Annotated in this window: 14 protein-coding genes; 11 read left to right on the top strand and 3 right to left on the bottom strand. The window is 59.9% G+C overall.

Features of this window, described 5'->3' with window-relative positions; translation table 11 throughout:
- Positions 1-11: 11 nt before the first annotated feature.
- Positions 12-398: a hypothetical protein gene (locus HBA49_RS03690; protein WP_005526054.1), complete on the bottom strand. Its 387-nt coding sequence runs from the start codon at positions 396-398 to the stop codon at positions 12-14.
- 130 nt (positions 399-528) lie between these two features.
- Here HBA49_RS03690 and sucB point away from each other — a divergent pair, with 130 nt between their 5' ends.
- The gene (gene sucB, locus HBA49_RS03685; RefSeq protein WP_005525953.1) at positions 529-2,241 is read left to right on the top strand and encodes a 2-oxoglutarate dehydrogenase, E2 component, dihydrolipoamide succinyltransferase; all 1,713 of its coding nucleotides are present in this window, start codon (positions 529-531) and stop codon (positions 2,239-2,241) included.
- 53 nt (positions 2,242-2,294) lie between these two features.
- Here the strand turns inward: sucB and HBA49_RS03680 are convergent, their stop codons facing one another.
- Complete coding sequence (locus HBA49_RS03680; protein ID WP_040431899.1) at positions 2,295-2,981, bottom strand: DUF3558 family protein; 687 nt, start codon at positions 2,979-2,981, stop codon at positions 2,295-2,297.
- Between the two features lie 167 nt (positions 2,982-3,148).
- Here HBA49_RS03680 and gcvP point away from each other — a divergent pair, with 167 nt between their 5' ends.
- The 7 genes from gcvP to HBA49_RS03650 all read left to right on the top strand — a co-directional run bounded on the left by gcvP (position 3,149) and on the right by HBA49_RS03650 (position 10,732).
- On the top strand, positions 3,149-5,968 hold the full coding sequence (gene gcvP, locus HBA49_RS03675) for an aminomethyl-transferring glycine dehydrogenase (protein ID WP_050773701.1): 2,820 nt from the start codon (positions 3,149-3,151) through the stop codon (positions 5,966-5,968).
- A 120-nt stretch (positions 5,969-6,088) separates the two neighbouring features.
- Positions 6,089-7,198, top strand: coding sequence for a glycine cleavage system aminomethyltransferase GcvT (gene gcvT / locus HBA49_RS03670; protein ID WP_005526159.1), 1,110 nt, complete (start codon positions 6,089-6,091; stop codon positions 7,196-7,198).
- Positions 7,199-7,249: 51 nt separating this feature from the next.
- Positions 7,250-7,636 (top strand): glycine cleavage system protein GcvH, encoded by a 387-nt coding sequence (gene gcvH / locus HBA49_RS03665; protein ID WP_005526617.1) that lies wholly within the window; start codon positions 7,250-7,252, stop codon positions 7,634-7,636.
- A 157-nt stretch (positions 7,637-7,793) separates the two neighbouring features.
- A complete protein-coding gene (lipB, locus tag HBA49_RS03660; RefSeq protein WP_040431901.1) occupies positions 7,794-8,549 on the top strand; it encodes a lipoyl(octanoyl) transferase LipB in 756 nt (251 codons plus the stop codon).
- Positions 8,550-8,600: 51 nt separating this feature from the next.
- Positions 8,601-9,689 (top strand): lipoyl synthase, encoded by a 1,089-nt coding sequence (gene lipA, locus HBA49_RS03655; protein ID WP_050762734.1) that lies wholly within the window; start codon positions 8,601-8,603, stop codon positions 9,687-9,689.
- Between the two features lie 114 nt (positions 9,690-9,803).
- Positions 9,804-9,926, top strand: coding sequence for a hypothetical protein (locus HBA49_RS13120; protein ID WP_256588203.1), 123 nt, complete (start codon positions 9,804-9,806; stop codon positions 9,924-9,926).
- 32 nt (positions 9,927-9,958) lie between these two features.
- On the top strand, positions 9,959-10,732 hold the full coding sequence (locus tag HBA49_RS03650; RefSeq protein ID WP_005521723.1) for a DUF4191 domain-containing protein: 774 nt from the start codon (positions 9,959-9,961) through the stop codon (positions 10,730-10,732).
- Between the two features lie 42 nt (positions 10,733-10,774).
- Here the strand turns inward: HBA49_RS03650 and HBA49_RS03645 are convergent, their stop codons facing one another.
- Positions 10,775-11,260 (bottom strand): RDD family protein, encoded by a 486-nt coding sequence (locus HBA49_RS03645; protein ID WP_005521722.1) that lies wholly within the window; start codon positions 11,258-11,260, stop codon positions 10,775-10,777.
- Positions 11,261-11,389: 129 nt separating this feature from the next.
- On the opposite strand from HBA49_RS03645, the gene glnA reads away from it, so the two are divergent.
- The 3 genes from glnA (at position 11,390) to HBA49_RS03630 (ending at position 14,224) form a co-directional block, all read left to right on the top strand.
- Entirely contained in the window at positions 11,390-12,823 is a 1,434-nt protein-coding gene (gene glnA, locus HBA49_RS03640) for a type I glutamate--ammonia ligase (RefSeq protein ID WP_005526236.1), read from the top strand.
- Positions 12,824-12,849: 26 nt separating this feature from the next.
- A complete protein-coding gene (locus HBA49_RS03635; RefSeq protein WP_005526412.1) occupies positions 12,850-13,620 on the top strand; it encodes a CPBP family intramembrane glutamic endopeptidase in 771 nt (256 codons plus the stop codon).
- Positions 13,621-13,684: 64 nt separating this feature from the next.
- Positions 13,685-14,224, top strand: coding sequence for a Panacea domain-containing protein (locus tag HBA49_RS03630; RefSeq protein WP_040431903.1), 540 nt, complete (start codon positions 13,685-13,687; stop codon positions 14,222-14,224).

The raw sequence follows: 14,224 nt of genomic DNA, 5'->3' as shown, positions 1-14,224 counted from the left end.
GCTTTTCGACGTTAGGTTTCGCCGCGTTCGAATTTTTCGCGGCGTTTCCGCTGTTCTTCCCGCTTTTTGAGGAGTCGATCGCGTTCAATTTTTTGCCGCATTCGGGGTGGGTAGCCGGTTTCTTCCACGTCATATATTGGCACATCTAGCTCTTTCGCTATGACGTCGATGCCTTTGGGGCCGCCAATGTTGCGGCGGGTAAAATCCCCGGTGACGTCGACAAGCACGACGGACATTTCGTTCACTAGGGTTTCCGGTTCCACAAAGGCTTCGATCATGGCCCGGTCGTTGGCCCATTGTTTGAGGTATTCCAGGTCGGCCTTGCGGATAGTTTCACCGGGGCCGCGAACTGGTTTGTTGCTGGAGTTGGTACGTTTTCTGCGAAAGAGATTGAACACGATAGACAATTGTAGGGGGAATTATTTTTCAGTGGCTGATGGTAAAAGTCACATGACGCGTGTAAAAAAGGTACTCTCATAGGGGTATTAAGAGTCTATACAACAAGCTTTTCTAGGAGTCATAACAACAATGGCACACTCCGTTGTGATGCCCGAGCTGGGCGAATCAGTTACTGAAGGCACGATCACACAGTGGTTGAAGGCTGTAGGGGACACGGTTTCGGTTGATGAACCGTTGCTTGAGGTTTCTACCGACAAGGTGGATACGGAGGTGCCGTCCCCGGTCGCCGGTGTTTTGCTGGAGATCCGCGCCGAGGAAGACGACACCATTGAGGTCGGTGATGTGATTGCGATCATCGGTGACGCTGGTGAGGCCCCGGCCACCACGCCGGCAGCCCCGGCCGCACCTGCTGAACCGGAGCCGGCCCCGGCCGCCGCCGCACCTGCAACACCCGCCGCACCGGCTGCGCCTGCCACCTCGGGCGCCGTCGATGTGGTGATGCCGGAGTTGGGCGAGTCGGTCACCGAGGGCGTCATTACCCAGTGGTTGAAGTCGGTGGGAGACACCGTCGCGGTGGATGAGGCGCTGCTTGAGGTGTCGACGGACAAGGTCGACACGGAGGTCCCCTCCCCCATCGCCGGCACCATCGTAGAAATTTTGTTCGAAGAGGATGACACGGTTGAGGTGGGTGATGTTATTGCCCGCATCGGCGACAAGAACGCCGCCCCCGCTCCCGCCGCACCGGCACCGACCCCGGAGCCACAACCCGAACCCACCCCGGCCCCGGCAGCACCGGCCCCAGCACCCAAGCCAGAGCCCACACCTGCTCCGACACCAGCGCCGACCACCCCAGCAGCACCGGCGGCAAAGGTAAATGCCGGCAAGAAGCTGCCGTATGTGACACCGCTCGTGCGCAAGCTGGCCGACAAGCATGGCATTGATCTGACCACGGTGACCGGCACCGGCATTGGTGGGCGGATCCGTAAGCAGGATGTGTTGGCTGCTGCGGCTGCGGCACAGGCACCCGCCGCCGCGGAGGCACCGGCTGCCCAGGCACCTGCCGAGCCGACCGGTCCGCGGGCAAACTGGTCCACCAAGTCCGTGGATCCGGCCAAGGCAGAGCTGATTGGCACCACCAAGAAGGTGAACCGGATTCGGGAGATCACCGCCGCCAAGATGGTGGAGGCACTCCAGCTGTCTGCCCAGCTCACGCACCTGCAAGAGGTGGATATGACCCGGATTGCCGAACTGCGGAAGCAGTCCAAGCCACAGTTCCAGGCGAAGCATGGGGTGAACCTGACGTACCTGCCGTTCTTCGTGAAGGCCGTGGTGGAGGCTTTGGTCAGCCATCCGAACGTGAATGCGTCGTATAACGCCGAGACCAAGGAAATGACCTACCACGAGGATGTGAATGTGGCCATTGCCGTGGATACTCCGCGGGGCCTGCTCACCCCGGTAATCCACAAGGCCCAGGAGCTGACGTTGCCGCAGATCGCCCAGGCCATTGCCGACCTGGCGGATCGGGCCCGGAATAATAAGCTCAAGCCCACCGAATTGTTCGGCGCCACCTTCACGATCACCAATATTGGTTCCGAGGGCGCGCTGTCGGACACCCCGATCCTGGTGCCGCCGCAGGCCGGTATCTTGGGCACGGCTGCTATTCAGAAGCGGCCGGTGGTGGTTTCGGTGGATGGCGCCGACGCCATCGCCATCCGCCAGATGTGCTATATGCCGTTTACGTATGACCACCAGGTGGTTGATGGTGCCGACGCCGGCCGGTTCACCGCCACCATTAAGGATCGGCTTGAGACCGGCAATTTCGCCGCTGATCTTGACCTGTAAGATTTCGAATTGACGAAACCGGCACCTGGCGTGACCCGCTGCGGCGCCGGTTTTTATTGCGTAGCCGCCGGCGGTAATTCGAGGATGTCCCGCAGCATGTCGGCCGCTACCTGGCAGGTGCGTTTCTTTTCGGTGGGGATGTCCGGGTTGGCGCCGAAGGTGAAGCTCACCCGGCCGCGGCTGGTGGCTACTGCCGCGGAGCAGAAGAATTCGTTTTCGTCCTTGCTGAATTTATACAGGTAGAAGCCATCGGGGGCGGTGACCTTCACATCGGTGATGAGCAGGCCTTGCTGGTCGAGTTGCCGCTGGTCTAGCACATCGGATTCAGCGAAGCCAGTTACCCATTCGGGCCGGTCGGTGGCGGGGATGAAGGTGCAGAATTTGCGGTCCGCATCGGACCGGACTTGTTGGCCGGGCAGTGGTTTCCACCCGAGTTTTTCCCATTGTTCGGTGGTGATTTCGGCGCAGGGGTCGAAGAGGTGAAAGCCGTCCACCGTGGGGTCGAAGGTGCCGTCGCCCACTCCCAGGGCTTCCCCGAGGGTGGTGGGGTTGGCTGCCATGGTTGTGGTGTCGTCGGGTGCTGGGGTTTCGGCGTCTATGGGGTCGGGGCTGGCGGCTGTGGGTTGCTCGTCGATAAGCGACGGCGGTACAGCGGCGGATCCGCTGAGGAAAAGCACGCAACACAACACGATAGAACTCATGGCTGTGGTGGTGTAAACAACAGATTCGGACAAGCGCATACCCAAAATAGTGCTATATCTGTGGGAACATGGCTAGTCTTGTCCCCCTGTGCGAGTGCCTCGGGAAATCAGACAGTCATCCAGAAACCAGATATTGACTACATTATGACGGTATAATGATGTAAATCACTATAAATTTGGTCTTTTTGAAGGGAGTCCGTCACGTTATGACGCCCGCCAGTTATTCTGATCGCCATATCGGCCCCGACAGCAAGGAAACGGCCGAGATGCTCGGCAGTGTTGGTTACCCCACACTAGCAGCGCTTATCGACGCCGCGGTCCCGGAGGATATTCGCACCACCACGCTCGCCCTCGGACCGGCCCTCACCGAAGAAGAAGCACTACGGAAGCTCCGCAGTTATGCGCAGCAGAACGTGGTGCTTCAATCATTTTATGGCCAAGGCTATTTTGACACGATCACCCCGCCGGTTATCCGTAGGAATGTAGTGGAGGATCCAGGCTGGTACACGGCCTACACCCCATATCAGCCGGAAATCTCCCAGGGACGGCTGGAAGCATTATTGAACTTCCAAACCATGGTGCAGGAACTCACCGGCCTGCCCATCGCTAATGCGTCGCTGCTCGATGAGGCCACCGCGGTGGCTGAGGCTGTGGGGCTCATGGCCCGCACCAATAAGAAGGGTAATCGGGTTATTTTGGATCGCCGCCTGCACCCGCAGGTTGTGGCGGTAACCACCGAACGGGCCCGCACCCTGGGCTTGGAGGTAGAAATCGCCGACGTTTCCAGCGGTGTGGTGGGCGAGTCACTGATTGGCGTGGTGTTGGCCTACCCCGGCACCGAGGGGGATATTGTCGATGTTCGCGGCGCCATTGAGGATATTCATTCCCGGGGTGGCCTGGCCGCGATCGCCACGGATCTTCTGGCCCTGCAATTGTTGGAGTCCCCCGGCACCTTGGGGGCGGATATTGCGGTGGGTTCGTCGCAACGGTTTGGTGTGCCCCTGTTTTTCGGCGGCCCGCACGCCGCGTTCATGGCGGTCACTGACAAGTTGAAGCGCCAGTTGGCCGGCCGGATTGTTGGCGTGTCGAAGGATGCCGAAGGCCGCCCCGCCTACCGCCTGGCCCTGCAAACCCGGGAGCAGCATATTCGCCGGGAGCGAGCCACCAGTAATATTTGTACCGCCCAGGCGCTGTTGGCGGTGTGCGCCGCCATGTACGCCATTTGGCATGGCCCGGCCGGTTTGCGGGCGATTGCCGAGCGGGTGCACCAGTATGCTTCCGATTTTGCCCAGGCCGTGGGCGATAAGGTGGTGCACGAAAACTTTTTCGACACGGTGACGGTGGAGTGTGATGCCCCGGCGATTGTGGCTGCCGCGGCGGAGGCCGGCTACCTGGTGCGTTCCCTGGGGGATTCGAAGGTTTCGGTGTCGTTTGGCGAGGGCGCCACCCGGGAGGACGTCGAAAAGCTCGCACAGTTGTTCGGTGCCACCGCAACCGAGTCGGAGGCCCGCCCGCTGCCGCTGCCGCGCACCACGGAAACCTTGACGCACCCCATTTTCTCGTCGGTGCATTCGGAGACCCAAATGCTGCGCTACCTGCGGGAGTTGAAGGACAAGGATTTGGCGTTGGATCGCACCATGATCCCGCTGGGGTCGTGCACCATGAAGCTGAACCCGACCACCGGTATGGAGCCGATCACCTGGCCGGAGTTCGCCAACGTGCACCCGTATGCGCCCGATTCGCAGACCGCCGGGTGGCGGGCGCTGCTCGACGAAATGGAGGAGTGGCTCGCGGAGATCACTGGGTATGCGAAAGTTTCGGTGCAACCGAACGCAGGTTCGCAGGGTGAGCTTGCCGGCCTGCTCGCTATTCGACGCTATCACCAGGCCAATGGTGAGCATCAGCGAGACATCATTCTCATTCCGCAATCCGCCCACGGCACCAATGCCGCCTCGGCAACCCTGGCGAAGCTTCGGGTTGTGGTGGTGGCCACCGCCCCGGACGGCTCCATTGACCTGGGCGATTTGGACGCCAAGCTGGAAAAGCATGCGGACAACATTGCCGGCATTATGATTACCTACCCGTCCACCCACGGGGTGTTTGAGGACACGGTACGGGAGGTGTGCCAAAAGGTGCACGCCGTCGGCGGTCAGGTGTATATCGACGGTGCTAACCTGAACGCCCTGACCGGTATCGCACGCCCGGGCGAATTCGGGGGCGATGTTTCCCACCTGAATCTGCACAAGACGTTCAGCATTCCACACGGTGGCGGCGGCCCAGGCGTGGGACCGGTGGCGGTGGCAGAGCATTTGGTGCCGTTCCTGCCTACCGACGCCAATGCGGTCGATCTCACCAAGGAAACCCCCATCAATATTGGGGTGCCGACCTCGGGGGCCCGCTATGGTTCGGCCGGCGTGGTGCCCATCGCCTGGGCGTATGTCGCCATGATGGGCGCCGAGGGCCTGGAGCGGGCCTCTGCAACCGCCGTGTTAAACGCCAACTATCTGGCAAAGGAATTGTCCGACTCCTTCCCGGTGCTCTACACCGGCAAGAACGACCTGGTGGGCCACGAATGCATCTTCGACCTGCGCGGCCTGGAGCACGACACCGGCGTGTCCGCCACGGATGTGGCAAAACGCCTGGTGGATTATGGTTTCCACGCCCCCACCCTTTCGTTCCCGGTGGCGGGCACGCTCATGGTGGAGCCCACCGAGTCGGAGGATAAGGCCGAGTTGGATCGGTTTATTGCCGCCATGCGCAGCATCCGCGCCGAGATCGAGGAGATCGCCCAGGGAAGCATCACATTCGAAGAGTCCGTGCTGCATCACGCCCCATTCACCGCCGAGTCGGTGTCCGACGACGAGTGGGGCTATGCATTCAGCCGGCGGCAGGCCGCCTACCCGGTGACGTCCCTGCGGCAGGGCGTGAAGTATTTCCCGCCGGTGCGCCGCATTGATGAGGCGTTCGGCGACCGGCACTTCGTGTGCTCCTGCCCGCCACCCGAAGCGTTCAACATCGACGACTAGCCGCCGCTGGTCTTTCGCTGGTTCCGGCCGCTGGGCCCATCCGGCGAGTAGCCCAGTGCCTGGCGGCCGGAACCTGCACCACATGAAAACTTTTCCCAAGAAGAAAGAATTAAGAAACCCATGACCGAACTTCGTCAGTCCCCCCTCCATGCCGAGCACGAGAAGCTGGGCGCTTCCTTCACCGCCTTTGGCCCGTGGAACATGCCGCTCAAATACGGTAACGAGCTGGAAGAGCACCAGGCTGTTCGCACCGCCTGTGGCCTGTTCGACCTCTCCCACATGGGCGAAATCCGGGTGACCGGCCCCGACGCCGGCGCGTTCTTGGATTACGCGCTGATCTCTCACCTGTCCATTATTAAGGTGGGCAAGGCCAAGTATTCGATGATCGTCAACGAGGATGGGCATATCATCGACGATCTCATCACCTACCGCCTGGGCGAGAACGAATTCCTGGTGGTGCCCAATGCGGGGAACGCCGAAACCGTGTTCCAGGCGTTTGTGGATCGGGCAGCCAAGTTTGATGTGGAGCTCGTCAATGAATCCACCGACACCGCCCTGATCGCGGTGCAGGGACCCAATGCGGAAGCATTATTGGTTACGCTCACCAACGAAGCGGATGGCCAGATTGTCAAAGAAATGAAATATTATTCCGCCGCACCGGTCACGGTGGCCGGCCACGAGGTGCTGCTGGCCCGCACTGGCTACACCGGGGAAGACGGGTTCGAATTATTCCTCCCCAACGCGGGTGCCGCGGATCTGTGGGAACGGATCCTGCAGGCCGGTGACGAGTTCGGCCTGAAGCCAGCCGGCCTGGCCGCCCGGGATTCGTTGCGCCTGGAGGCGGGCATGCCGCTCTACGGCAACGAGCTGAACCTGACGCTCACCCCGATCGACGCCGGCCTGGGCGTCCTGGTGGGCAAGAAGAAGGAGGGGGATTTCGTGGCCAAGGAGAAACTGCTGTCCGGCACCCCGCCAACCCGGATCCTGGTGGGGTTGACCTCCACCGGCCGGCGGGCAGCCCGCGCCCACGCCGAACTGTTCGACGCGGACGGCACCGTGGTAGGCGAGGTCACCTCCGGGCAACCCTCCCCCACGCTTGGTCACCCGATCGCCTTGGCCTATGTGGATACGGCACTCGCGGAACCCGGCACCAAGCTGGAGGCGGACATTCGGGGAAAGAAATACCCGTTTGAGGTGGTAAAACTCCCATTTTACTCCCGGGCCAAGTAACGACCAGCTAGAATCCCAACCAGAATCATCTACTTTTGAAAGGCTCCCCCTATGTCATTGCCTGAGAATTATTCCTACTCCGACGATCACGAATGGATCGACACCACCGCCGACAAGGCCGTGGGCGCCAAGGTGAAGGTGGGCATCACGTCCGTCGCCACCGACCGGCTGGGCGAGATCGTATTCGCCGACCTGCCGCAGGTGGGCGACTCCGTGGAGGCCGGCGAAACCTGCGGTGAGGTGGAATCCACCAAGTCCGTGTCCGACCTGTATTCCCCGGTCACGGGCACGGTCACCGCGGTGAACCAGGAGGTCTTGGACGACTGCGCCATCATCAATGGTGACCCGTTCACCGCCGGCTGGCTGTTCGAGGTTGAGGTCACTGAGGTGGGCCCGCTGCTCACCGCCGCCGAATACGCCGAAAAGAACGGCATCTAACCTCAAACCCCCAACCATAAACCTTAAATATAAGGTTTCACTAATGCATTGCGCCTTAAGCACCCCTCCCCTGCGGGTCTTAAGGCGCTTCGCCATGGGAATCCGTCGAAAAGCCCTGCCCAGCACCACCGCACCACCCGACCACAAGGAGTCACACATGACCGCGCCCCGCCAACCATTTTTCCCCGCCGACCAATCCATTCGCCAGGACAACGACTCCCCCATCGCGGTCCAGCTGCTGGGCACGGTGGATTATCTCGCGGCGTGGGACATGCAGGCCGACCTGGCGGCACAGCGGGCGCGCGGCGACATCGGCGACACCATCATCGTGCTGGAACACCCCAGCATCTACACGGCCGGCAAACGCACCCAGCCGGAAGATCGACCCACGAACGGGCTGCCGGTCATCGACGTGGACCGGGGCGGCCGCATCACCTGGCACGGCCCCGGCCAATTGGTGGCATACCCCATCATCAAGCTGGCGGACCCCATCGACGTGGTGGATTACGTGCGCCGCGTCGAAGAAGCCCTCATCCAAGTGGTCCGCCAGGCCGGAGTGACCACCGCGGGCCGCATCGACGGACGCTCCGGCGTGTGGGTGCCCGGCGCGACCCCGGCGGAGCACCGGAAGATTGCCGCCCTGGGGATTCGGATCACGCACGGGGTGACCATGCACGGGTTGGCGCTCAACTGCGACAACACCCTAGAGTTCTACGAGCACATTATTCCATGCGGCATTTCCGACGCGGGCGTGACCACGCTCAGCCGCGAACTCGACCGGGATGTTTCGGTGGCGGAAATGATCCAACCCACATTGCAGGCACTTGACGACGCCTTTTCGGGCCGGCTAGTGGTTGCGGATCACACATTTGATTCGGCACCCGACCCAACCAAGGGGCTGCCGCGCCGGTAACCAACGATGGGCCACCAGCCAATTATTGGCAACATTATAAGGATTTTGTTTATTTCGACACATTTCGCAATTGGTAGTAGGGTGTGGGGCGTGACTACAGCAGCCCCCAATGGACGCAAATTACTCCGAGTAGAAGTACGAAATTCTGAAACCCCCATTGAAAACAAGCCACGGTGGATCCGCACCACGGTCAAAACCGGCCCGGAATACCAGGACATTAAAAAACGAGTGTCGGGTTCGAGCCTGCACACCGTGTGCCAGGAGGCGGGGTGCCCCAATATTCACGAGTGTTGGGAATCCCGGGAGGCCACGTTTTTAATCGGTGGGGCGAATTGTTCCCGCCGGTGCGATTTCTGCCAGATTAATTCGGCGAAGCCGGAACCGTTAGACCGGGATGAGCCGCGCCGGGTGGCGGAGTCGGTCAAGGAAATGGGCCTGAATTATTCCACGATTACCGGCGTGACCCGGGATGATTTAGACGATGAGGGCGCTTGGCTCTATGCCGAGGTGGTGCGGCAGATTCATGCGCTGAATCCGAATACTGGCGTGGAGAACCTCACCCCGGATTTTTCGGGCAAGCCGGATTTATTGCATGAGGTGTTTGAGGCACGCCCGGAGGTGTTTGCCCATAATCTAGAGACGGTACCACGGATTTTTAAGCGGATCCGGCCGGCGTTCCGGTATGACCGTTCCCTGGATGTGATTCGGCAGGCTAGGGATTTTGGTCTTATTACTAAGTCGAATCTGATTTTGGGCATGGGTGAGACCCCGGAGGAGATTCGGGATGCGCTCATGGATTTGCATTCGGCCGGGTGCGACATTTTGACGATTACCCAGTATTTGCGGCCGGGCCCAAGGTTCCACCCGATTGACCGGTGGGTGAAGCCGGAGGAGTTTATTGAGCATCGGGATTTCGCATTAGAGCTTGGTTTCGGCGCGGTGATGTCGGGCCCGTTGGTGCGGTCGTCGTATCGGGCGGGCAAGTTGTATGCGCAGGCGATGGAGGCCCGGGGGTTGCCGCTGCCGGAGAATTTGCGGCATTTAGCAAAGAACGCGCATGTGTCGACGGCGCAGGAGGCTTCCACGTTGCTGGAACGCTATGGTGCGTCCCAGGACACACCGGTGTCGACGTCGCGGTAGGTTTTTCCGCGGCGTGAGCCGGGTCGGCCCCGCTGGGTGTGCCGGCGTGAACCAGCCAGTCGTGGTGCTGGCTGGTTTTTTCGTGCCGTCCCCGATCGGGCCTTGGTGTTTGGGGTGCCAATCCTAGCTCGTCCGATTCACATTTTGCCGTTGTCGGACCTGCCGCACCGGTTGGGCGGGTGGCGGATGTTTGACGTGGCCGACCCAGTGGCGCGCAGGTTTGCTGCATTATTCTGACCTAGGGTTTTTCATAGGCTATTGTATTGACCATGGCTGAGGATAAAAACGCGAAGAAGGAAGAGCGCGCGGCGAAGCGGGCGCGGCGGAAAGAAAATTGGGCGCAATTGTGGCAGGCGTTCCAAATGCAGCGGAAGCAGGACTCTAAGCTTGTGCCGCTCATGCTGCTGGCCGTTATTGGCACAGGGGTGCTATTTTTCCTGATTGGGTTGCTGTGGAGGGGCCAGTGGCTCATGCTGGTCACCGGCCTGCTTTTAGGTGTTGCGATAGCGTTGTGGATTTTCAGCCGTCGGTTGCAGAATAATGTGTACAACCAGGCGGCCGGCCAGCCGGGTGCCGCGGGCTGGGCACTGGAGAACATGCGGGAAGGGGTGGGCATGGCCTGGCGCACCAAGTCGGCCGTGGCCTATAACACGCAGATGGATATTGTGCACCGGGTGATTGGTGTGGGCGGCATTGTGCTGGTTGGCGAGGGCGAACCGCACCGGCTGCGCCCGCTCTTCCAGCAGCAGCAGAAGCGGTTGCGTAGGTTGGCGCCCGGGGTGCCGATCAACACGATTATTGTGGGCGATGGCGAGGACCAGGTGCCATTGCGGAAGTTGCAGAGCCGGTTGATGAGGATGGAGCGCAAGTACAAGAAAGAGGACGTGCACGAGATTGCGGCCCGCATTGAGGCCATGGATGCGGCGGACCAGAACCGTCAGGGCCTGCCCCGCGGCCCGCTGCCCAAGGGGGCGCAGGCAAAGATGTCGGGCATGAACCGGCGGGCGCGTCGGCACGCGGAACGGCAGAACAAGGGCAAGTAGGCTTGCCGACGCCCTCCCGAGGGACCCGCCTGTAAGCGCCGATCACCCGAGGATGACCGCGGTGCCGGTGGCACGGTCGTGCATGCCGCGCCCGTCGGTGTCGACCATGGCGGCGGGGAGCACAAAAATGGTGAGCAGGGTGCGGGCCGCGGCCCGGGCGAGACCAACCCGCTGGTCACGCTGGTCGACGCGGGCCACCCCCATGCCGAGCAGCGCCTGGCCGGGGGTGCGGGCGAATAGGGCAACGCTGATAATGCCGAGGATCACAAACAGCATGAGGGTTAAGGTGGCGGTGTCACCAAGGTAGGTGGTGAACATGTGGAGGAATCCGGCGACGATCCAGCAGATTACCCAGTCGATGGCCACTCCCCCGGCGCGGCGGGCGACGGATGCGAGGGCGCCGGGTCCGGTTTGGGGAAGGCCGAGTTTTTCGCCGGGCCATTTGGCGGGCGTGTCGTCGTCGTAGGGAGCGGGGATTGTTGGGCCGTCGAGCCAGGTGCGGCCAGTGCTGCGGTCACGTTTTGCCATGGTTAATAATGTAGCTGTTTTGGGGATTATTCTTTAACTGGCGGCGATAAGGCCAAATATTTTATTGGTCGCACTATAGAAAGTAGGTTACCATGGGGTGGTACTGCCAGAATTTTTTGAGGAGTAATCGTGGCCTTTCATTCCGCCGATGAGGCGCTGAAGTTTATTCAAGACGAGAATGTCGAGTTCATTGACATTCGATTCACTGATGTGCCTGGCACGGAACAGCATTTCACTATCCCGGCCCATATTCTTGATGCAGACGCGTTGACTGATGGTTTAGCTTTTGATGGTTCGTCTATTCGCGGGTTTACCAGCATTGACGAGTCGGACATGAATCTGATTGCGGATTTAGCGACGGCGCAGGTGGATCCGTTCCGGGCGGCGAAAACGTTGAATATCAAGTTTTTTGTGGTGGATCCGTTTACGCAGGAGCCGTTTAGCCGGGATCCGCGGACGGTGGCGTTGAAGGCTGAGGAGTATTTGGCGTCGACGGGTATTGCGGACACGTGTTTCTTTGGTGCGGAGGCCGAGTTTTACCTGTTTGATTCGGTGCGGTATTCCACGGATGCGCATGCCGGGTTCTATGAGGTGGATTCGGTTGAGGGCTGGTGGAATCGGGGGAAGAAACACGAGCTCAATGGGGAGCCGAATCTGGGCTATAAGACCCGGATGAAGGGTGGGTATTTCCCGTTGCCGCCGTACGATAAGGCGGAAGATGTGCGGGATAATATGGTCCAGGTGTTGTTGGAGTGTGGGTTTGATTTAGAGCGGTTCCACCATGAGGTTGGTGGGGGCCAGCAGGAGATCAACTATAAGTTCAATACGCTGCTGCATGCTGCGGATGATTTGCAGACGTTTAAATACATTATTAAGAATGTGGCGTTCCGGCATGGGAAGACGGCAACGTTTATGCCGAAGCCGCTGGCTGGCGATAATGGTTCGGGCATGCATGCGCACCAGTCGTTGTGGAAGGACGGCAAACCGTTGTTCCATGACGAGTCGGGCTATGCGGGGCTGTCGGATATCGCCCGTTATTATATTGGTGGCATTTTGCACCATGCGGCGGCGGTGTTGGCGTTTACGAACCCGACATTGAATTCGTATCACCGGTTGGTGCCGGGGTTTGAGGCACCGATTAATTTGGTGTATTCGCAACGGAACCGGTCGGCGGCGGTGCGGATTCCGATCACGGGTTCGAATCCGAAGGCGAAGCGGATTGAGTTCCGAGCGCCGGACCCGTCGGGGAACCCGTATTTCGGGTTTGCGGCGATGATGTTGGCTGGTTTGGACGGTATTAAGAACCGGATTGAGCCGCACGCACCGGTGGATAAGGATTTGTATGAGTTGCCACCGGAGGAGGCTGCGTCGATTCCGCAGGCCCCGGGTTCGTTGGAGGAGTCACTGAAAGCGTTGGCGGATAACCATGACTTCTTGACTGATAATGGGGTGTTTACCGAGGATCTGATCGATACGTATATCAAGTTGAAGTACGATCACGAGATTGATCCGGTGCGGTTGCGCCCCACACCACAGGAGTTCGAACTGTATTTCGACTGCTAGTTTGCTTGTCGACGCGGTGACCAACGGTGGCGAACCTGCCATCGTTGGTTTTTCCGTGCCTTTCCGACGACCGACCGGATAGGCGCACCCGCGCGTTGGGGTGGTCGGATGCGGCGTATCGTTTGGGCATGGTCAGTGATCGGAGTTATGTCACCACGATAGCCACGTGGGTTTTTGTGCTGGTTTATGCGTCGAGGCCGCTGCTGGGGTCGGTTCTCCCAAGCGTGGTCATGCCTGGCGTGTATGCTGTGGTGGTTATTGCCGCCCTGGTGGCCTACCGCCGGGTGCTGGCCGATGCCGCCCGTCGGGCGTGGCAGCATCGGGCCCGATCGTTCGCCATGGTAGTTGGTGGCTACCTGGGGATCCTGGCCCTGACCGTGGCGGTCGGGTATCTCACCCAATACCTTTTCGACTATTTCGGTGTTGCTCTCGCCGACCCACAAAACACCGGCGAGCTGTCCCAACCCCGGGCAAGCCTGGTTCAGCTGATTCTGTCCATGGTGTATATCGGGATTGCGGCGCCGATAGTGGAGGAGTTGTTTTTCCGCCAGTTCCTCATTGGTTCCCTTGGGAAGCACGCCCCTACCTGGATGTCGCTGGTGGTGTCGAGCGTGCTGTTTGGCATGTTCCACGTATATTCGTTGGTGGCATCCGAATGGATTAACGCCGTAAGTTTCACCGCCACCGGCCTGGGGCTTGGCCTGGTCTATGTGTTGTCCGGCCGTAATGTTGTGTTGTCGAGCCTGCTGCATATTGCCAATAACCTGCCCATAGTCATCATGACCCTGCTTGTCTAGTGTGTGGAGTCTATTCAACACTAGACTAACCACATAACGGCACAGCGGGAAAGGAGTTTGAGCAATGGCAAATGTTTACGACGTGGGTCAATACATCACGGAGTTAGTTCCAACCGTGGACACAATGAAGCTCTATAAACTCTGCTATTTTTCCCAAGGGTGGAAGCTCGCTTGGACCGGTTGCCTATTGTTCCAGGAACCATTACAGGCATGGGCGAACGGTCCTGTCCCTGTTGCTCTGCGCGATCGAAGCAAGCCAGGCGGCGATTCCACAAACTTGACGGACACCGAGCTGCACACTGTAGAAAGTGTGGTCGATTTCTACGGGGATAAAGATTCTATCGAACTGTCTCGACTCAGCCGAGGTAAAGCGTGGAAAGAGGCACGGCGGAACCTGCCCGATAACGCACACTTCCAGGAAGTATTGAGCGTGACGACAATGCGGGAGGAATTCACCGACCTGCTTCATTCCACACCGAATGTGCCTTCCTGCCCACCAGGAGTTCTCATTCCCGAGAATTATTCTCTCGAAACAGCATTAGCTGCCATAGCCAAAATAGAAAAGACGTGGGGTGGCACATTGGCGTTGCTCGCTACGCGTTAG

This window comes from Corynebacterium matruchotii (genome assembly GCF_011612265.2).
In the GTDB taxonomy this organism is placed as follows: Bacteria; Actinomycetota; Actinomycetes; order Mycobacteriales; family Mycobacteriaceae; genus Corynebacterium; species Corynebacterium matruchotii.
Note: the sequence above shows the minus strand (reverse complement) of the source record. Positions and strands in the feature narration are given on the sequence as shown.